We start from the raw sequence: 20,664 nt of genomic DNA, 5'->3' as shown, positions 1-20,664 counted from the left end.
CAATTGCCCCTTACCGCATCAGCGTTCCTCACCTAAGTTCCTCACCTAATGGCGATAGCATCATGCTTTCCAATCGTAGTCAAACTAGCCTTCAAACGGCCGATATTCTCATTGTTGATGACACAGCAGAGAATATTCGCTTGCTCTCTGCTTTGCTGCTGCAACAAGGCTATGACGTCCGCAAAGCCATTAACGGTAAAATGGCACTGATGGCTGCTCAAACCACCCCTCCTGATTTAATTCTCCTAGACGTGAACATGCCTGATATGAATGGGTATGAGGTGTGCAAGCAACTAAAAGCGGATGCCAAAACTTCAAGAGTGCCTGTAATTTTCTTAAGTGCATTAGATGAGGTAACTGATAAAGTAAAAGCGTTTCAGGTCGGCGGTGTTGACTTTATTACTAAACCGTTTCAATTTGAAGACGTTTTGGTTCGCATTCAAACCCATCTGAAAATTCAAGATCTACAAACGCAATTACAAGCCAAGAATGATCAGGTTCAACAAGCCTTTGATCACTTAAAACAGATGCAAGCGCAGCTAATTCGCAAAGAGAAAATGTTGGGTTTAGGGCAACTGGTCGCTGGTGTTTGTCATGAGTTGAATAACCCAATGAGCTTCATTGTGGGCAATCTCAACCCAGCGAGTGTCTATGTGGAAACCTTGTTAGCAGTCGTCAATGCTTATCAGCAAGCATATCCAGAGCCGACACCAGCGATCGCAGCGATGCTGAAAGAAGCCGACCTAGATTTTGTGACTGCGGATCTAGAAAGCATCATTAAATCAATGCGAGGCGGTAGCGATCGCGTCTGCACGATTATTTCAGCCCTGCGCAACTTTTCCCGCTTGGGCGAAGCAGAGGTTAAAGCGATCGATATTCATGAAGGTTTAGAAAATACGGTTCTGCTGTTAGGCCAGCGGCTGGTAGATAAGCCTGATATGCCCTCGATCAACGTCATCCGAAACTATGCCAAGCTGCCGCTGGTAACGTGTTCGGTGGGTGAATTAAATCAAGTCTTTCTAAATTTGCTCAATAACGCGATCGATGCCTTAGAACGGCAGTTTGTTCAGTCACCAGCCCTCGACTTGTCGCCAACGATTTTGCTGAGTACAGAACTAACAGAAGCGCAAACTATCACGATTCGCGTTAAAGATAATGGCGTTGGCATTTCAGAAACTGTAGGCATGCGGTTATTCGAACCATTTTTTACAACAAAACCTGTGGGGCAGGGAATGGGGTTAGGTCTTGCGATTAGTTACCAAATCGTTGTAGAGAAGCATAATGGTCAACTGAGCTACCGTTCAACGCCCGGTCAAGGGACGGAGTTCGTCATGCAATTGCCCCTCACTTTAACTAACCACTGAGCACTAGCCATGATGGTCTAGCTGATGGGTGACAAAGACTGGTGTCTTCCTGCAATCATACAGCCTTAATTCTCCTGCACGGCCTCGCTAGTAAGGGCAAAATTTAGGGCAGTATAACGGTAGGAACGATCGTGAAAATAGGTAGAAATGCCATAGCAGGAGGCTCAGGGATGTCTATAGAAAGTGCGAATCGATTTCTTGAAGCGGTTGCCTATGACGAGACGTTGCGCGATCGGTTTGAAGGCGTGACGAATCCAGACGACTTTTTGAGAATCACGGAACAACTCGGCTATAGCTTTAGCACCGATGAGCTGATGGCGATCGCGAAAGAACAAAGCCAGGGCATCATGGTCAGGCGCAACACGGGTGTGTGGAAATGGCTACGCAGCATTAGTTGGGTTTAAGCAGCAGGACGCTCAGCTATCAGAACATTGCGCCCAATATGCTTCGTTGACTGCTTGCGCCTCTACTGTCAGTAGTGTGGCTACATGCAGATCGCTTATCTTTTGACTTTTTAAGCTTTACCGTGTAACTTGTTTTAAGTTGCCGTGTGATTTTAGCTGCATAGCGTCATTTGAGGGTGTGGCTATGCCCTGTTTCCTCAGCCCTGTCTGGCGTTAGAGCAGTCGTTCACATGGGTTGGGACGGGGTGCGGGAGTGGAACTCCTGGCTGCCTTTTGATCTCAACGCCTTAAGCTCTGTGACGACAGCTATAGCACGCGGTAGTTAAGACAATGTTTATGCCATCCTGGGTTAGCACAATGCCTGAAAATTTCTTGCTTTCTGCCAATGACGCCTCTCCTCTTGTCGTTAACACAACGCCTAAAGAGCAAACGTCCGATCGTGAACCTTTGCGCATTTTAGTCATTGGTTCTCGCCAAGGCGTGACGAACACGATTCAAACCTTGCATCGCCTGCGGTTTGCTGAAGTGCGTGAGTGGAGCCCATTGTTGCCTGGGCCTAACGCTGGTGAAGTGATGAGTATTTTGGCTCGGTATATCTCGTTGGTACGGTGAGTCAATGAACACATTCTACTGAGAAGGGTGCCGACTAGAATTGGATAGTCATTTTGAGTTTCGCTCACTATCCGGGTGCGAGCCATCGTTAGACATAGCATCCTTCACAGAGCAATGGATTGTCTTTACAGAACCTTCAATGTAGATGTGAAAAAGCGTTTTAACTTAGGGGATATTGCAGGGTGATGAATAAAAACGGTATAAAGTAAGACAATAAATCGTTTAGGTTGCCCAATGTTCGCCGATCGCCATAATCGTGCCTCCGACATTGCCTCATCCTCTGGCCTATCCTCAGCCGCAGCGATACTGGCGACCAGTCAGTTAGTGAGCCCAAGCAGCCCTACCAGTGACTTGAGTACGCTAAGCCTCAGCCCATCCAGTGCTTCTGGAGCGAGTGCTGCGACTCCTGATTCGCAGCCAGCTGTGGTGCCAACGGTGCCGACTGCGTCTTCGGCCCCACGTTCCCTTAACGTGGGGGCAGATTTCAATAATGATGGTCAGACGGATTTGCTTTGGCGCAACTATGCCACTGGAGAGAATGTCATTTGGTTTATGAAGGGCGCGGATCGGCTCTCTAGTGCATCGTTGACGACAGTTGGCGACATCAATTGGCGCATAGAGGGGGCAAATGATTTTAACGGTGATGGTAAGACCGATATTGTGTGGCGCAACTATGCGACTGGGCAGAATGTGATCTGGCTCATGGATGGTGCTGCATTGCACTCAAGCGTCTTTTTGACTCCACTTGCAAGCTCTAATTGGCAAATTCAAGGTACGGCAGATTTTACGGGTGATGGGAAGCCCGATCTTCTCTGGCGTAATTATGCGACTGGGGAGAATGCAATTTGGGCACTCAATGGCACGACCGTAAGCAACACAGCTTACCTACCAAGCGCCTTAGGAACCAATCTCAGAATTCAGGCAGCAGCAGACTTTAACCGCGATGGCAAGCCAGAAATTCTGTGGCGCAATGACCTTTCCGGTGAGACGTTTATCTGGTCATTGGGCGGCACCACGTGGAGCAACATGACGATTGCAAGCACCACTTTTTTGACTACGGTTAGCGACGTGAACTGGCAAATTCAGGGTGCTGGCGATAGCAATAACGATGGCAAAACGGACATTTTTTGGCGTAACGTTGCGACCGGGCAAAATGGGGTTTGGTTCCTGGATGACCTTAAGGATACGAACCAAGCGGCTAATCTGCCAGCAGTGAGTGACTTGAATTGGCGGATTGCTCTACAAGATACGTTGATCGCTTCCAACCCAATCAAAATTAGTAATTTCGCATTTAGTGGTCAAGAAGGTGATGGTGGGACGTTTAAAGTGGAATTGACGCAGGCTCCCACTACGAATGTGACCCTCACTTTCTCGACGGGCAGCTTTGTGGTGGTGGATGCTGATAGCACGGTTGTGAATGGGACGCAAAACACGCTTACGTTTACCCCTCAAGATTGGAAAGCGGTGCGCACGGTGTCGTTTATCGCTGAAGCTGACAACTCTAGTGCCGATCGTTTGCTAGGCAATACCGTTAGCTATACGCTCAGCGGTGGTTTAGCGGGTAGCGCTGTTTACGAACTGGGCAAAGTGACCAATACCTATGCTCCTGATCCGACGCGCTTCAACATTGATTTGGATTTCCGCAATGACCCGTTTGGCTTTTGGACACCTGAGCATCGGGCGATCGCCCAAAAAGCCGCTAATGATTGGGCTGCGCAAATTGCCAGCGAGTGGACTAATTTCCAGCTCAACAGCACGATCAGTAAGTTGGGTGCTAACTCCAGTCGTTCTTATAGCTTTACGAGCAAACGTTACGTTGATGATCTGCTCATTTTTCTGAATCCTTACCAGGGGAACGCTGGGCTGGAAGCCGCCAATGGTGGCCCTGATTATGAGTTTGGTGGTTGGATTTCTTCTCCAGACTTGATGCCGCGGGTCGGACAGATTGCAATCAATGCTGATACCTTTTCTGCTACTAATGATCCCACGGGCTGGCTGCTGTACCAGGTCGTGACGCATGAGATTGGGCATGTGCTCGGCCTCGTTGGGCTGAACTGGCAAGGCTATAACCTGACGGATCGCTCAACTCCTCAGACAGCTGTTTTCAAAGGAGAATATGCTAGGGCAGCCAATGGCGGCAACTACGTGCCTCTGCAAGCTCAGAACGGAGCCAACCCTGTGACGGGCACCTATGATTATTCCCATCCTGCGGATAGCGTTCAATCCATCCTGTCTTATGGGTGGCTCTATCGCCTGTATGCCCCCAGCACCATAGACTACGCCATGCTTGCCGATAGTGGCTATCGCGTTTATGGGTTTAATGCTTAATAGGAGAGTAGTCGATAGTCAGTAGTCGGTAATCGGCATTGGCGTCATAGCTGATTGCTGTTCTAGGCGTGGACAGTTTTTAGATACGCTCTTAGCGTAACCATGCTTAGAGAAAGGCTAGTGCTACTATCTCAGACTCTAATGAGGTCATATGGTATTGCGGGAAGAGTCGCTCTGAGTTGCGCCCGTTTTACTGCTGGGCCTTGTGACATAGCCATTCACCTCGGTCTTGGTATTTAAGAGCGGTAAGGTGACGGTGAATGTCGATCCTTGATCGACGCCTTCACTCTCTGCATGCACACTGCCCTCATGCTGTTCGACCAGATGCCGCACGATCGCCAACCCCAACCCTAGTCCATTTTGAGGGCGACTGGTCGTGCTGTCTGCCTGCCGAAAGCGATCAAACACGTGTGGTAAAAACTCTGGATGAATGCCACTGCCTGTATCGCTGATGCTGATTTGGGTGTAGTGTTTGCTGGGGTTCTGTCTGCTGTCGGCTGCTAATTGCGACTGCATAACTGCTAACCGCACTGTAACGGTGCCGTTTGCAGGCGTAAATTTGATGGCATTGGTCAGCAGGTTCCACACCACTTGTTGTAACCGAACAGAATCGCCCCAAACCTGCCCAACCGCTGGATCAAGAAACGACTCTAGCTGAATGGCCTTGACTTCAAGCATCGGGCGGACGGATTCAATCGCTCCTTCAACCACTGCTGCCAGGTTCAACGCCTGACACTGTAGCCGCAGTTTGCCGCGTACAATTTGCGAGACATCCAGAATGTCGTCGATTAACTGTGCTTGTGCTAAAGCGTTGCGTTCAATGGTTTCTAGCGCACGGGTGACGGTCTCATCGTCTAATTGGCGTGTGCGCAGCAAGCGAGACCAGCCTAGCATCGAGTTGAGCGGTGTTCGGAGTTCGTGAGAGAGCACGGCGAGAAACTCATCTTTCATGCGGTTGGCTGCTTCTGCTTCTTTTCGTGCTGCTTGTTCGCGAAAAACCTGCGTACGGGCTTCTTCTGCCTGTCTACGTTCTGTAAGGTCTTCAACAGTGCCAACATACCCAGTCAGTTCGCATAAATCAGAAAACAGCGGCGAGCAACGGGCGTAGACCCAGCGTACATTGCCATCACGGTGCTGAAAACGGTACTCAGTGGCATGCTCAGAGGCATGACCGTTTGTGTAAGCCTGCCATTCTTTCACCACGCGATCGCGATCGTCCACATGGATGCGTGTTGTCCAACCGTCGCCGAGCCCCTCTGAGAACGTAAAGTCGCCGATTGTTTGCAGGCAGGGATTCGTGTAGGTGCAGGAGCCAGTCGTATCGTTCATAAAAATACCGACTGGCGCATAGGCGCTGAGAGAGCGAAACCGTTCTTCACTTTCACTTAATTCAGCGTTAATCGTGGTAAGTTGTGCTGCCTGTGCCTTAACTGCTTCAGTTTTGCGAAATAAATCAACAAAGACCGTTACCTTAGAGGTCAAAATACTGGCGTTGATTGGCTTGTGCAGATAATCCACCGCGCCTAACGAGTAACCCTTGAACATAAGCTGTTCGCTGGTACTAAAGGCCGTGAGAAAAATGATGGGTGTCTGGCGCGATCGCTCTCGACTACGGATCAGCGTTGCTGTTTCAAAGCCATCCATATCAGGCATCTGGACATCCAGCAAAATGACAGCAAAATCCTGATTTAACAGGCACCGTAACGCCTCCTGTCCAGAATTTGCCCGCACTAGCGTTGCGCCCAGGTTGCCCAAAACCGCCTCCAACGCGAGCAAATTCTCTGGGTGATCATCAACAAGGAGAATGTTGACTGTAGATGGCAACGTCATGGCATTAACTCCGCACACGAGATAACAGATTGACCAGGTAAGGTGCAATGTCTGGCAGCGGTAAGATTGCATCCACCTTCGTTGTGGCGATCGCGGCTTGGGGCATCATGCCCGTTTCAGCCGTTGCTGGATCTTGGACTATCGTTAGCCCACCGCAGGCTTTAATGCGTGCCAGACCGTTGGTACCATCACGATTGGCTCCCGTTAAGATGATGCCAATGGCGCGATCGGCATAGGCATCGGCGGCTGATTCAAACAACACGTCGATCGAGGGTCGGGCAAAGCAGACGGGTTCGTCCACTGAGAGCGTTAGATAACCCCATTCGATGAGCAGGTGATAGTCGGCTGGAGCGAGATAAATATGCCCTGGTAGCAGTTCGTCTTTATCTTCTGCTTCAAGCACGGGTAGAGTTGTGTACTGCTGCATGTATTCACTCATTACATGGCCAGATTCTTTGTGCCGATGTTGCACGACCGCGATCGCTAGTGGAAAGGGGTCTGCCAGGCCACCTAACAGCACTTTAAGCGCCGACAACCCACCAAGGGACGTGCCAATGACGACCAATTCAAACGCCATTAGTCGAGCCTCCGATAGAGCCGCTCTCCCTTGACCACTTCTTCATAACAGGGCTCGTAAGGCGACAATTTTAGTGACTCTCGTCGCCCCAAACCCAAGATGCCAAACGAACAGAGACTATCGTAAAACAGTTGATGTACCCGTTGTTGCAGCGTGCGGTTGAAATAAATTAAAACGTTACGGCAAAGAATGACGTTGAACTCATTAAAGGAATGATCGGTCGCCAAATTGTGTTGTGAAAAGACAATATTTTCTTTCAAGGATGAGCGAAAGATGGCGTTACCGTAACCCGCTGTGTAGTACTCGGAGAACGATCGCTTGCCGCCTGCTTTCAAATAAAGCTGTGTGTATTCCTGCATGAGTGCGATCGGATAAATACCTTGTTTTGCTTTCTGTAAAACAAGCTCATTGGTATCGGTTGCGTAAAGGCGACAGCGATGATACAGCCCTTCTTCCTGCAACAGAATAGCCAGCGAATAGACTTCCTGTCCGGTCGAACAACCGGCATGCCAGACGCGAATAAAAGGATAGGTGCGTAGCAGCGGTACGATCGTCTCTCGAAAGGACGCAAAAAAGCTAGGGTCACGATACATCGACGTGACATTGACCGTTAAACCAAGCAAAAACCGTTCAAAACAGCCCGCATCGTGCAACAAACGATCTTGCAGCGCAGAGATGTTTGGCAATGCTTCTGCGGCCAAAATTTTGCGAATACGTCGCTTCATCGATGAAAGCGCATAGTCTCGGAAGTCAAAGCCGTAATAGCGGTAGATGCCCTCTAAAAGCAACTGAACCTCAATCTCTTCTAAATTAGGATCGGGCGGAGCCATGGGTTCGTCATTAAAAATACTGACTCCAAATCTACAACCTGTGGTGTACAGCTTGAGATAGATTAACCCATCGAACGTAACAGGTTTCAGCATGCTCTTAGCACTACCTAAAGATAGAAAGTGCTGGCAAGGGGATGCCCCCCAGATTCAGCAACGCCAGATCGTGAGCGATAGCGATACGAGCGCTTAACGGTAGAGCCACACCCGCAGTAAAGAGAGTAACTGTTCGGTATCAACGGGTTTGGTGATATAGTCTGACGCGCCTGCTTCCAGACACTTTTCACGATCGCCCTGCATGGCTTTTGCCGTCAAGGCAATGATGGGTAAGGAGCGAAAGGAGTCGATCTGACGAATGGCTCGCGTGCTTTCATAGCCATCCAGTTCCGGCATCATGACATCCATCAATACCACATCAATGTCGGGATGGTTTTGGAGTGACGCAATGCCATCAACCCCGTTCTCAGCGTAGGACACTTGCATCTGGTAGCGTTCTAGCAGGCTGGTAAGGGCAAAAATATTGCGTACATCATCATCCACAATCAGCACCTTTTTGTGCGCCAGCACTGGATCACTCTGATGCAATTGCTCCAGCATTTGTCGCTTCGACTCCGGCAACGCTGCCTGGACTCGATGTAAGAAGAGGGCGGTTTCATCAAGCAGCCGTTCAGGCGATCGTACATCCTTAACGATGATGGTTTCTGCCAGTCGTCTGAGCTGTGTTTCCTGCTGCTGGGTGAGTTCTCTGCCTGTGTAGACAATGATGGGTAGCCGCAAGAACTCTGGCTGTTGTTTAATTTGCTCGATCAAGTCGAAGCCAGTCATGTCGGGCAAACCGAGATCCAACACGACACAATCAAAGAGGCTCGATCGCAACGTTGCCAGTGCTGCGGCTCCTGTCCCCACGATGGTTGTCGAAACATCGCCATTGCCAATGAGTGCTCGAATGCTTTGTGCCTGTACTGGATCGTCTTCCACTACCAACAGGTTCTTCACCGGACGTTCCACAAACCCTTTGATATTGACAAGAGCTTGTGTCAGGGCTTGTGGCGAGACGGGTTTTTGCAGGTAGGCGATCGCGCCCAATTGCAAGCTGCGCTGCTGTTCATCGTCAACCGAGAGAATATGCACTGGAATGTGACGTGTCTCTGGGTCATGCTTCAGCCGATCGAGCACCGTCCAGCCATCCATATCCGGTAGACGGATATCTAGCATGATGGCATCGGGCTTAAAGACCTGTGCCAGCGCCAGCCCTGGCTGACTCCGTAATGAAGCCAACACTCTGAAGCCTTGCTGACGCGCCATCTCCATCAGAATGCGGGCAAAGTGCTGATCATCTTCAATGATTAGCAACACCCGATCGCCAGGCTGAATCAGGGCGCGATCGTCATCAACTTCGTTGGGAGCGGTAAGGGTTGAGGCGTGAGGCGTGAGTGGCGGTTGCGAGTGAGTTTTAAAAGCTGATGGCTGACGGCTGACCGCTGACCGCTCTTCTCTCCTCCCTTCTCTCTTCTCATCCCTCTCTCCTCTCTCCTCTCTCCCCTCTCCCATTAGCAGCACCAGCGTGAAAGTACTTCCCTGTCCTGGTTGACTAGTCAGCTCAATGCGACCGCCCAGTCGTTGAGCCAGTTCGCGGCTGATTGACAAGCCGAGCCCAGTTCCGCCATATTTGCGGCTGGTAGTGCCATCGGCTTGCTGAAACGCTTCAAAAATCACGGCTTGTTTTTCAGGGGCAATGCCAACGCCAGTGTCGGTGACGGCAAAGGCAATCATGGGTTCTGGATTGTTGGCGAACAGCGGCGCGCGATCGTCCGCTGCAGGGGTAATCTGTACGGTCACGCTGCCATGCTCAGTGAACTTAAAAGCATTAGATAAAAGGTTCTTGAGAATTTGCTGCAGACGTTTGGGGTCAGTCTGTATGGATGGGGGCAAGGCTGGGTCTAACTCGACGCGAAACTCCAGCTCCACATCGTGGGCCACCTGCTGAAACGTGCGCTCCAGGAATTGCTGTAAATCGGTTAAGCGGAGGTCTTCAACATCGATGGAGATAGTGCCCGATTCAATTTTGGCTAGATCGAGAATTTCGTTGATTAGTTCGAGTAGGTCGCTACCAGCCGCGTGAATCGTGCGGCTGTATTCCACCTGTTTATCGGTCAAGTTACCGTCGCCGTTCTCACTCAACAGGCGTGCCAGGATCAGCAAACTATTGAGCGGGGTGCGCAGCTCGTGCGACATATTGGCGAGAAACTCAGACTTGTAGCGAGAGCTGAGGGTCAGCTGTGCGGCTTTTTCTTCGATCGCCTGTCTCGCCAGTTCGATCGCTTGATTCTTCTGCTCGCCCTCTTGCTTTTGTTCTGCCAGCAGTTGAGCTTTTTCTTCCAGTTCTTCGTTCAATTGCTGCAGTTCTTCGTTTGTCTGCTGCAGCTCTTCCTGTTGCTCTTTCAGTTGTGCTTCCGATAAACGCAGCGTTTCGGTTTGTTCTTCGAGCAAGCGGCTGCTTTCTTGAATTTCATCTTGCTGCTGCTGTAGTTCCTCGGTGAGGGTCTGGGATTCTTGCAGCAGTTCATTTGTGCGAAGGTCGGCGGCGATCGTATTCAGCACTGCGCCAATGCTCTCACTTACCTCATCTAACAACGTCAGTTGGATCTCATTAAACCGTTGCAGAGATGCCAATTCCATTACTCCAGTCACTGCTTGCTCAAACAGAATCGGCAACACCACAATGTTGAGGGGTGGCGCTTCACCCAAGCCAGACGCAATGCGAATGTAGTCGCTGGGCACGTCGGTGAGCAGAATGCGCTGTTTTTCTAGAGCGCATTGCCCCACCAGCCCTTCACCCAACCGGAACTGATTAGCCAGATGCTTGCGTTCCCGATAGGCGTAGCTACTAAGCAACTTTAGCTGGGGCGGATGGGTGTCGGTCTCCATCAAGTAGAAAACGCCTTGCTGTGCGCCAATGAGGGGTGCCAGCTTGGAGAGGATCTGACGGGCGACGGCTTCTTGATCGCGCTGTCCCTGAAGCATGCGTCCAACGTCTGCCAGGTTTGACTTCAGCCAGGTTTGCTCGTCGTTCCGTCGATTGGTATCGCGTAGATTGGTGATCATCTGGTTAAAGGTGCGCGTGAGCGTGCCAATCTCATCCTGCCGATCGCTCGTCGGTACACTGACATCTAAATCACCGTCACCAATGCGATCGGCCACTTCGGAAACGTGGCGCAATGGCCGCGAAATATGTCGCGCTAACGCCCAGCCAATGAGAACCAACAGCAGCGAGTAAACGGGAATGCCATAGGTGACGCTATCGGTGGTTTGTTTGGCGGCGGCAGCAGCGTCTTGAGATCGTTGCTTTAGGAGCTTTCGCTCTTCAACTTCCATCTCTAAGAGTATTCTCCGGATGTTGCCCATCAGTTGGCTGCCACGATCCGTTTGAACCGCTTTTTGGGCAGCGGTAAACCCCTGTTGCCGGCGTAGCCTAATGCTCTCATCCAACTCAGTGAGCTTGGCTGTGATGATTGGGTCTACCGTTTCCAGGCGCTGCTGCTGCGTAGGATTATCTTGAATCAACACACGCAGTCGCTCTCTGGTTCTGCCATCAAGCACGCGAACAGCCGCGTTATAAGGCTCCAGATATTTTTCGTCGCCCGTAATCACATAGCCACGCTGCCCTGTTTCCGCGTCTTTTAAGTGCGATAAGAGGTCTTCTATTTGTCCAATCACTTCATACGTATGTGATTCGCGCTCGGCAGTGCCAATTAACTGATGGGTACTACGGTAGGAGATGGCTGAGAGCGCTACGAAAAAGAGTAAACCCAGTGCAAAGCTGGCTCCGATTTTGGTACCAATTTTCAAGCGATTTAGCATGGCGATCGACGAAAGATAACTAAAGTCATGGGACGCAGGACAGGGCAAGGCAAGCAAACGTGATGGCTGTTGCAGCCGTCTCTACTGTAGGTATGTTTCAGCTCATGACCTCAAGCGGTATGTCGAAGGCTGAAGCCTGTATGCAAACCGCCTTTGCTGCGCTACTGTTGATCCTTTCCCATTACCTTGTCCCGGTCTTTTATTGTAAGTTCATGTTCTTCCTATCTAAAGGGTAAATGCGACTGAGCGATCGGATCAAGCAGGTAAAGTCCAGTCAAAAATGGCTGAGTTAGCTATCAACACTAGGTTTTTCCTGGTGAGCCTGACGACCATAGCCGCAAAGATCAGCCCTAAGGTAGAATAGATGTCTACATTTTGAGCGGTGAAATACCCGTGCTAAAGGGCTTTTTTCTTCAGAAGATAGATTTGCTTCAAGCGGGTGATCTGTATGGCTATTTCTCAGTTATCGCCAATGTCTGATTTGAGCCAATTGCTCACTGAGCGATCGCACATCATTACAGAAGAGTGGGTTGAAGCCGTTTTCCAGGATCAGCAGATTAAAAGTGCTGATCCGCTTTTGCCAACCGCCATTCGTGACCATATCCCCTATATTCTGGCGGCGTTGGCAACGGTGCTGGCAGACACTCAGGAAAGCGATATTTCAACCATCATCCAGGCCAGTCTCAAGCATGGTGCTCTTCGTGCTGAGCAAGGGTTTGACCCCACTGAAATAGCCCGAGAATACCATCTACTGCGTGCGAAAATTCTCCAGGTACTGCAGGTGCCCTTACTGGAACGGACTGCTGAAGAGGTACTGCGAGCCGTCTCTCTGATTAATGCCGTTGTGGATGGCGCGATCGCCCAGTGCTTCAAAAGCTATGTTGGTGAACGTCTGCATGAATTGGAGAAGCTCCGGGGACAACTTCTCCTGACGCACCAGGAACTGGATCGTTTGGTGCAGTCGAATCAGGAGAATCTGTCGGTGCTCGCGCATGAGCTGAAAACCCCATTGACCTCGATCATTGGCTACTCCGAACTCTTTTTGCGGCAGCAGCGTCAGCCAGCCGTGCGTGACACGCTACATAGTTTGGAACATATTGAGCGCGTTGTACGGAATAGTCGCCAGCTTTTACGCCTGATCAACGACACATTAGAAATGTCGCGGTACGAAGCGGGGCAGATGACGCTGCGGTTGGAGTCGACCGATGTGCGTGGCATCCTTCAAACAGTTGCTGAGGTCATACAGCCCTTAGCAACGGCTAACAACTTAAAGCTGGTGCTAGACGATGAGCGGGCACCCGATCGCGTGATGACTGATCCGTTCCGCCTGCAGCAGATTCTGATGAATCTTGCTAGCAATGCTATACGCTACACCGAAGCTGGCAGTGTGACGATCCAGACCCGGTTGCTGTCTGATGGCTGGTGGTCGATCGCGGTGAGCGATACGGGTATTGGCATTGCGCCGAACGATCAGCCCCACATTTTTGAGCCCTTCTTTCAGGTGCTGCCGTCTGCACTCGATCGACTGCCGAATAGTACAGGATTGGGTCTGGCGATTGTGGCTCGCATGGTGAAATTGCTGCAAGGCGAAATTAGTTTGACCTCGGAAGTTGGCGTTGGGTCTACGTTTACGGTTGTGTTACCGCTAGAGATAACGATTGCCTGAGCGCGATCGTCGCTGAAGCTTGTAGGCCTCCGAGTGCGCAAAGAACTCGGAGGTCTTTGCGTTCATGAATGCTTTAGGATTGACTTAGCACAGTTTAAATGTGGCTACTACATCCGACTGGGTGAACTAATTAAACCCTGAGGTTCCTATTAGTAAGGTGATCGCTTTTTGTATGTAAACTGTTTGTGACAGTTGGAGAACAGACTCTTCTAAGAGACAGCTAATTCAAGCAAAACGCTATACCTAAGACAGAAGAGTTTGCTAGCTTTTACGTTTCAAATGAGCGGTATTACTCTTTTAAGAGAGCACACTCAACTGTTTCTGCCTGCTAGTGAAGCTATTACTCCAGATGGCATTTGGTTGATGGTAATCTCTGGAACATATCTCACACGTTTTTCGACTTTAGATTTAGCTGGATTCAACACCCTAACCTTGTGAGGAACTCTACCATGCTACTCTCTCAAACTCTTTCATCAGCCCTTCGCAAAGCCCTGCCTGCTGGTCTTGTTGCCCTATCCGCTTTGGCGATCTCGCCTGCCGTGATCTTTGCCGGCAACGCTTCTGCCCAACCCATTACCTTTAACGATAGCTATATTGGCGCTGGCGTTTCTTCTGGCGTCACCAATGGTGGGCAAAGTGGCGATGCTGCTACGATCGGCGGCAATATTCAAGGTCGTTTCGCCATTCCCAATGCGCCAGTTTCTGTGAGAGGCGCCGTTTTGTTTAGTGGTGAAAGTGCAGCGATTATGCCACTCCTGACGTACGATCTACCCGTTTCCAGCAACGCTAATATCTACGCTGGTGCTGGCTACTCCTTTGCCGATAAGGAAGGCAAGCCATCACCCTTAGGCAACAAAAATGCTCCTGTTCTGACTGCTGGCGCTGAAGCCGGACTTGGCAGAAACGTTGTTGTTTATGGTGATGCGAAATGGGGCATTGATGCGTATAAGAACAGCTCTGCTGATGCGGTCAGCTTCCAGGCCGGTGTTGGTTATCGCTTCTAGTCTCTGGTTAGCTGATGCTGCTTGGTTCTATGCCAATGGGCTCATTTGATTGACAGGATGCGGAGGGCACAAAGAATCATTCTTTGTGCCCTCCGTTTTTTTGCCGATCGTTGACGCCTCGATCTCAGTCTCACCGTCAGCCTTCGGTTTTTACCACTCGTTTTAGGACGGCTTTCCTACCGTAGGAGGGACGCTAACAGCCAGGGTCTTTGTCAGGATGGAGGTAAGCAGTCAGACAGCGCTGATAAAAGCACAGTTTCAAAGGCTCACTTTTGAGCATCGTTATTGGATAAGAGATCGCAAGATTTTTGAAGTTGAACGCGTCTTTGATCTGGCTGATGCTAACTAATTAATTTAGGAGTTTGTAACTATGTCTACTCCAGTGAAAGATAAGCTTTCAACCGAACTGAAGCAGGTAAAAGAAGTCGGCAAATTGCGTAGCGATCGCATCCGCGCTATTTTGCGTGCTGCCGTTTCACAAGTCACCGCTGAATTTAAGGAAGGTTCTGGTGATTTTCGTTCCATTGTGAAAGATGTCTTCTCGTCTGCGATCACAGGTTTGCAAGAAAGCGGCAAGGAAACCAAAGACGAAATTGCGGCCTCCATTGAAGGCATTGTGGATGGGATTAGCAGTGCGCGTCAGCAAAAAATTGCTGAAACCGAAGCAGAAGTAAAACGACTGCAAACCAAACTTTCGGCCCAGCAAGAAGCACTGGAACAGGAAATTACGACTGGCTTAGAAGGTGTTCAAGAAGCGGCCAACACAGCGCCAGACAAAGTTAAAGCACTGGTTGAAGAAGCGATCGCGACTGTCCAGAACAGTGAAGAAGCCTCTCTGCTGAAAAAACGCTACGCTCAACTGCAGGCTCAGGCAGCAATTTTGCGTGCGACCTTAGCGGCTCGTTCTGAGTCTTATTACGATCAGGCACAAGAGCATTTAGACGACGCTAAGCATTGGTACAGTAAGGCGCGTCCCAAAGCTGAAGCGGCGAAGGGGCAGGCAGACCAAAAGTTTGCTCAGCTTGAACAGCAAATTGGTGAAGCGGGAGCCGCTCTTGCCCGCCGAGAACGTGAAGTCCGCAACCTGTTAAGCGCTCTGTTGCGCCGTGCTTCTGAGACGGTGAGAGAGGAGGATGATACGCCCGATCGCCCTACACCTCAGCTTCCCCCAGCGCCACGCGATCGCATCGAACCATAGACGCTTACAGCAACAACGACTTCTGGGTCATTGACCATAGATTATCGCCCTGGGCTTCGGCCTGAGGGCGATAATCTATGGCGTTCAACGTTACAATCGTCAAAGTCTGACTTTTAAACATTCATGTCTTCACTACTCGCGAAGCGGTTGGGACATGTCTGAATAAGGAAAGCAGTGATAGGATCGTGTGGTATTTACATTATTCCGACCGTCTTGCTGGGATTTTGGTAATCCCCACGATCGCAGTAGTAATTCGTTGACTCCTCTTTTGTCGCCCTTCTGATGGTTAATACTCCAACGCCCGCCGCTGTCCGTAAACCCTCCAAGGTTGAAGGCCTCAAAGACCATAGCCATTTTCTCCGCGAACCTGTTGCGTCTGAATTGTTGCTAGACACAACGCATTTCACTGAGGACGCCATCCAGATTCTGAAGTTTCACGGTTCTTATCAGCAAGATAACCGGGACAACCGTTTAAAGGGACAGGAGAAGGATTATCAGATGATGCTGCGGACGCGTAGCCCTGGTGGTTACATTCCGCCAGAGTTGTACCTGACCCTCGATCGCCTTGCGGATGAGTATGGCAACCACACCATACGGGCGACCACTCGCCAAGGTTTCCAGCTTCATGGTGTGCTCAAACGGAACTTGAAGGCTACAATCGCGGCGATCGTCCAAAGCATGGGCTCGACACTCGGCGCTTGCGGCGACCTGAACCGGAACGTCATGGCTCCTGCGGCTCCCTACAGAAACCGCCCGGAGTATGAGTATGCCCGTGAGTATGCCAACAACATTGCTGACCTGTTAACGCCTCAAACAGGTGCCTACTATGAAATCTGGCTGGATGGCGAGAAGGCCATTTCAGCAGAAGAGCGCCCGGCCGTGATCGCTGCCCGTCAACGCAACGGTAATGGTACGCTTTCCCACGAAGCGGAAGAACCGATCTACGGCAAGCACTACATGCCCCGTAAGTTCAAAATCAGCGTCACGGTGCCAGGTGACAACTCGGTGGACTTGTATTCGCAGGATGTCAGCCTCGTTGTGCTCACAAACGCGAAGGGTGAGCTAGAAGGGTTTAACGTGTTCGCGGGTGGTGGATTGGGACGTACCCATAACAAGGAAGAAACTTTTCCTCGCATTGCTGACCCGATCGGCTACGTGGACAAAGCCGATGTGTATGACTTGATGAAGGCGATCGTGGCAACCCAGCGCGATTATGGCGATCGCACCGATCGTCGTCATGCACGGATGAAGTATCTGATCGAAGATTGGGGTGTCGATCGCTTCCGCGAGAAAGTGGAAAGCTATTTTGGCAAGGCGATCGCACCCTTCAAACCGTTGCCTGAGTTTAAGTATCTTGACTTCCTCGGCTGGCATGAACAGGGTGATGGCAAGCTGTTTGTGGGTATCTCCATTCAAAACGGGCGCGTCAAAGACGATGAGTCCTTACAGCTCAAGACGGCACTACGGGAGATTGTGCAGACCTTCAACCTGCCGCTATTGCTAACGCCCAGCCAGGATGCGATTCTTTACGATATTGTCCCCGCGCAGAAGGCTCAAATTCAGGCCATTCTCACCCGTTGTGGCGTTAAGGGCTTAGAGGATATTGATCCCCTGGTGCGCTACTCAATGGCATGCCCTGCCTTACCGACCTGCGGGCTGGCGACGGCAGAATCTGAACGGGTCATTCCTAGCATTCTCGATCGCCTTCGTACCCTTCTCGATCGGGTTGGGCTAGAGCACGAGCATTTCGTTATCCGGATGACGGGTTGCCCGAATGGTTGTGCCCGCCCCTATCTGGCAGAACTCGCCTTTGTAGGGAACGGGCCTGATACGTATCAGATCTGGTTGGGCGCGGCTCCCAATCAAACGCGGTTAGCGCAGGTGTATTTAGAAAAGCTGCACATCAACGATCTGGAAACTGCGTTTGAGCCGATCTTTGTTTACTTTAAGCAGTCTCGTCAGCCTGGAGAAAGCTTTGGCGATTTCTGCGATCGCGTGGGCTTAGCGTCCATCCATCAATATGTGGCGCAATATCAGCCCGAAAGCATCTCGGCCGCAACGGTTGAACCTTCTGCTGATCAGGGTGAGAGGCTGAAAGCTGGCAGTAAAATTCGTCGCCGCGTCACCCTCCAAGAGGACGTGTATGCACGGTTGCAAGCAGCGGCCTTGCGAGAAGGCAAACCCGCAAGCCAGTTGGCAAACGCTGGGATCGCGGCGTACCTGAGCAGTCTGGAGCAAGAATAGCTGAGGTTTTCTAGACCAAGCATGGGGCAAGCAGATGGCTGAGAATGCAGTACTTTCAGCCTATCTGTTTTGCCCCTCCCTGATCCCGAACTGATGTTCAATAGAACGAGCTTTTTTCTAGAGGAGTGATCCAGAAAGTCCTTCAGCTTTTGCTGGGGAAAGGGGCAGGTTTGAGTTGGAGGCTGCGTTGCTGACCATCACGAGAGACCTCGACAGACAACGCTTTATTGATCGCGCTTGCTTCGACTCGTTCCTGTACATCTGAAGCTGTTTTAACCAGCTTCCCGTCAATCTTTTGGATAATATCGCCCTGGCGCATCCCTGCTTGAGCCGCTGGGGAATGATCAAAAACACGCACAATCAACACGCCCTGATCCTGGTTCACCTTGAGCTTCGCATCACCGTCTTGATTGATTTCTTTGCGTAATGCTGGCGTCAGGTCAACCATTTGAATCCCCAGATAGGGGTGCTCCACTTTGCCTTTGGCAAACAGTTGATCGGCAACCCGTTGCGCGATTTCGATCGGAATGGCAAAGCCCAGGCCCTGTGCGTCTGCTCGAATCGCTGTATTAATGCCAATGACTTCCCCCCGGTCATTCAACAACGGGCCACCCGAATTGCCCGGATTAATCGCGGCATCCGTTTGAATAAAGCTGACGCGCTTGTCGGGCACACCCACCTGCGAACTAGACCGTCCTGTCGCACTGATAATCCCAGCAGTGACGGTATTGTCCAACCCTAAAGGATTCCCGATCGCGATCGCCCACTCGCCTGGAACCAAGTTATCCGATCGACCAATCTGCACCGTTGGCAGCCCTGATGCATTAATCTTGACGACGGCTACATCCGTTACGGCATCAGACCCGATCACGCGCCCTTCAAATGTGCGACCATCTTTCAGCGTGACCTCTACAGTATCGGCCCCAGTCACCACATGAGCATTGGTCAGCAAGCGGCCATCCCCGCTCAAAATAAAGCCAGACCCTGTGCCACGTTCGACACGCTCTTTCGGTACTGGCACTTCATCGCCAAAGAAACGCCGAAAGAGAGGATTTTGGAAAGCGTCCGGCAGACTATTGACGACTTTACGAGCCGCATCAATCCGTACAACCGCTGGGCCAATCCGTTCCACCGCTGTAGCGATAAAGTTGGCACCGCCTAGTTGACTATTCAATGCAGAAGGGGCTGAAGTAGTGGTTTGACTGGCTGGTTTGCTGGGCACTTTTACGATTGGCGTGTCCATAGAATTGGAGCTGATCCGCTCATGAGGCAACAAATATTGACCACCGATAATGCCTGCGCCGCTACCGATCGCCAGGAGCGAAACATAGGTTGCCAGCTGCTTCAAAGAGAGATTCATAAATTTAGTAGCCCAACAACAGCGGTGCTCAGCTCGAACATGGGCTTATTGTAACTGCTAAGGACAGAAGGCAAGGGGAGCAAGGGAAGCAAGGGAGGAGCAGAGTTCAAGAAGGCTGAAGACTGACAGCCATGTGCAAGTGCATCAGTCACAATCCTCTCCTAGCGGTTAGCAAAAAGCTGACCGCTGACCGCTGACCGCTCATTCAAAGCTGCGTTCCACCCAACTGAAAACCGCCGTAACTCAAAACTTTCTTCCCTTGCGCCCTCTGCTTCCTCCACTTCCCTCCAACTCTCTTCGACCCAAAGTCCGGATCAAGGCTGTGCTGCGAAGAAGGGCGTAAAAGGCAGAACGCTAAAGTGGAAGAGCAGCGTTTACATTGCACACGTCACCATTGGAACCCTGGCTCATATGAAGCGACTTCACTGGCTAGCACTTTCAGTCTGTTTTGGGATGTCCCTGACAGGTGTGGAGGCTGCACGATCGCAAGTCCTTGTACAGTCAATGCCAACAGCCGCGCAAGCGACCTGTACTGCGCCTGCGCTCTTGCGGATAGTGCGCCACAAAGTGGCCTCTGGCGAGACGCTAGAAGGGATCGCGCAGCAATACAACCTCATTCCTTCCACCTTAATGGGGTTCAACCCAGTTCTACGTAGCGGCAAAGCACCGATCGGCGCTGAGCTTTTAGTGCCTCCCTACAACGGCATTCGGGTTGAACTGAAGCCAAACCAAACCTGGCGAGAGGTGGCAAAGACCTATAATGTTCGCTCTGATGTGTTGTTTGAGGTAAACGGCTGTCAGCCAGCACCGAAAGTTGTCTTTGTGCCAGGCGTAAACTGGTCGCCAGTGGTGACGACAACGGCTCCCAATAACCCCGCTGCGGAACAGCCAGGGCAAATTTTGAACGCCTATCCGCTGCCGTCTAAACCATCGCGATCGACACTACTGCTTGCTTATGGTTGGGGTATTCAACCCATTACTGGTAAGGTTGGCTTTCATAGCGGCATTGATCTAGCAGCGCCTGTAGGGTTGCCAGTACTGACGGTTGCGGATGGTACTGTTGCCTTTGTGGGTAAGCAAGGCGCGTACGGCAATCTGGTAGTCATCAACCATGCTGAGGGTTTGCAGACCCGCTACGCCCAACTTGCCAGTTTTAAGGTCAAAGTGGGGCAAGTGGTGAGACGTGGACAGCCGATCGCAACGGTCGGTAGAACCGGAAACCCTAGTTCCAGGGAAGCGCATTTGCACTTTGAAGTGCGATCGCGCTCTCAACTTGGATGGGTTGCCAAGAATCCCGCACCTTATGTCCTCAATGCTCCTGCGCGACAGACTCAAGCGCAGAAGTGAGTAAAGCACGGCGGCGCTTACAAGAGTCATGCTAGATTAGCA

At 51.0% G+C, this 20,664-nt stretch carries 14 protein-coding genes; 9 read left to right on the top strand and 5 right to left on the bottom strand.

Features of this window, described 5'->3' with window-relative positions; translation table 11 throughout:
- Window positions 1-62: 62 nt before the first annotated feature.
- The 4 genes from C7B82_RS28990 to C7B82_RS28975 all read left to right on the top strand — a co-directional run bounded on the left by C7B82_RS28990 (window position 63) and on the right by C7B82_RS28975 (window position 4,708).
- Window positions 63-1,364: a sensor histidine kinase gene (locus tag C7B82_RS28990; RefSeq protein ID WP_106260591.1), complete on the top strand. Its 1,302-nt coding sequence runs from the start codon at window positions 63-65 to the stop codon at window positions 1,362-1,364.
- Window positions 1,365-1,534: 170 nt separating this feature from the next.
- Complete coding sequence (locus C7B82_RS28985; RefSeq protein WP_106260589.1) at window positions 1,535-1,768, top strand: Nif11-like leader peptide family natural product precursor; 234 nt, start codon at window positions 1,535-1,537, stop codon at window positions 1,766-1,768.
- Between the two features lie 357 nt (window positions 1,769-2,125).
- The gene (locus C7B82_RS28980) at window positions 2,126-2,380 is read left to right on the top strand and encodes a hypothetical protein (protein WP_106260588.1); all 255 of its coding nucleotides are present in this window, start codon (window positions 2,126-2,128) and stop codon (window positions 2,378-2,380) included.
- A gap of 234 nt (window positions 2,381-2,614) precedes the next feature.
- Entirely contained in the window at window positions 2,615-4,708 is a 2,094-nt protein-coding gene (locus C7B82_RS28975; protein ID WP_106260586.1) for an FG-GAP repeat domain-containing protein, read from the top strand.
- Window positions 4,709-4,855: 147 nt separating this feature from the next.
- Here C7B82_RS28975 and C7B82_RS28970 read toward each other — a convergent pair whose 3' ends face one another.
- From C7B82_RS28970 to C7B82_RS28955, 4 genes are all read right to left on the bottom strand, one after another.
- Complete coding sequence (locus C7B82_RS28970; RefSeq protein WP_106260584.1) at window positions 4,856-6,538, bottom strand: sensor histidine kinase; 1,683 nt, start codon at window positions 6,536-6,538, stop codon at window positions 4,856-4,858.
- Window positions 6,539-6,542: 4 nt separating this feature from the next.
- Complete coding sequence (locus C7B82_RS28965) at window positions 6,543-7,115, bottom strand: chemotaxis protein CheB (protein ID WP_106260583.1); 573 nt, start codon at window positions 7,113-7,115, stop codon at window positions 6,543-6,545.
- Window positions 7,115-8,038, bottom strand: coding sequence for a CheR family methyltransferase (locus C7B82_RS28960; RefSeq protein WP_245940148.1), 924 nt, complete (start codon window positions 8,036-8,038; stop codon window positions 7,115-7,117). Before C7B82_RS28960 ends, C7B82_RS28965 begins: the two co-directional genes overlap by 1 nt.
- A 93-nt stretch (window positions 8,039-8,131) precedes the next feature.
- Window positions 8,132-11,803, bottom strand: a complete 3,672-nt coding sequence (locus C7B82_RS28955) for a response regulator (RefSeq protein ID WP_106260609.1) — start codon at window positions 11,801-11,803, stop codon at window positions 8,132-8,134.
- 448 nt (window positions 11,804-12,251) lie between these two features.
- On the opposite strand from C7B82_RS28955, the gene C7B82_RS28950 reads away from it, so the two are divergent.
- The 4 genes from C7B82_RS28950 to sir all read left to right on the top strand — a co-directional run bounded on the left by C7B82_RS28950 (window position 12,252) and on the right by sir (window position 17,915).
- Window positions 12,252-13,469: a sensor histidine kinase gene (locus tag C7B82_RS28950; RefSeq protein WP_245940147.1), complete on the top strand. Its 1,218-nt coding sequence runs from the start codon at window positions 12,252-12,254 to the stop codon at window positions 13,467-13,469.
- Window positions 13,470-13,918: 449 nt separating this feature from the next.
- The gene (locus C7B82_RS28945) at window positions 13,919-14,473 is read left to right on the top strand and encodes an outer membrane beta-barrel protein (protein WP_106260582.1); all 555 of its coding nucleotides are present in this window, start codon (window positions 13,919-13,921) and stop codon (window positions 14,471-14,473) included.
- A 370-nt stretch (window positions 14,474-14,843) separates the two neighbouring features.
- Window positions 14,844-15,671: a histidine kinase gene (locus C7B82_RS28940; RefSeq protein WP_106260581.1), complete on the top strand. Its 828-nt coding sequence runs from the start codon at window positions 14,844-14,846 to the stop codon at window positions 15,669-15,671.
- 282 nt (window positions 15,672-15,953) lie between these two features.
- Window positions 15,954-17,915 carry a sulfite reductase, ferredoxin dependent gene (gene sir / locus C7B82_RS28935; RefSeq protein ID WP_106260580.1) on the top strand — a complete coding sequence of 654 codons (1,962 nt, stop codon included), beginning with the start codon at window positions 15,954-15,956 and terminating at the stop codon, window positions 17,913-17,915.
- A 142-nt stretch (window positions 17,916-18,057) separates the two neighbouring features.
- Here the strand turns inward: sir and C7B82_RS28930 are convergent, their stop codons facing one another.
- On the bottom strand, window positions 18,058-19,275 hold the full coding sequence (locus C7B82_RS28930; RefSeq protein ID WP_106260578.1) for an HhoA/HhoB/HtrA family serine endopeptidase: 1,218 nt from the start codon (window positions 19,273-19,275) through the stop codon (window positions 18,058-18,060).
- A 411-nt stretch (window positions 19,276-19,686) separates the two neighbouring features.
- On the opposite strand from C7B82_RS28930, the gene C7B82_RS28925 reads away from it, so the two are divergent.
- Window positions 19,687-20,622, top strand: coding sequence for a LysM peptidoglycan-binding domain-containing M23 family metallopeptidase (locus C7B82_RS28925; protein WP_181357758.1), 936 nt, complete (start codon window positions 19,687-19,689; stop codon window positions 20,620-20,622).
- Window positions 20,623-20,664: the final 42 nt, after the last annotated feature.

This window comes from Stenomitos frigidus ULC18, assembly GCF_003003795.1.
GTDB classification, from domain to species: domain Bacteria; phylum Cyanobacteriota; class Cyanobacteriia; order Leptolyngbyales; family Leptolyngbyaceae; genus Stenomitos; species Stenomitos frigidus_A.
The sequence above is the reverse complement of the archived record's forward strand: the minus strand, read 5'-3'. Positions and strand labels throughout refer to the sequence as shown.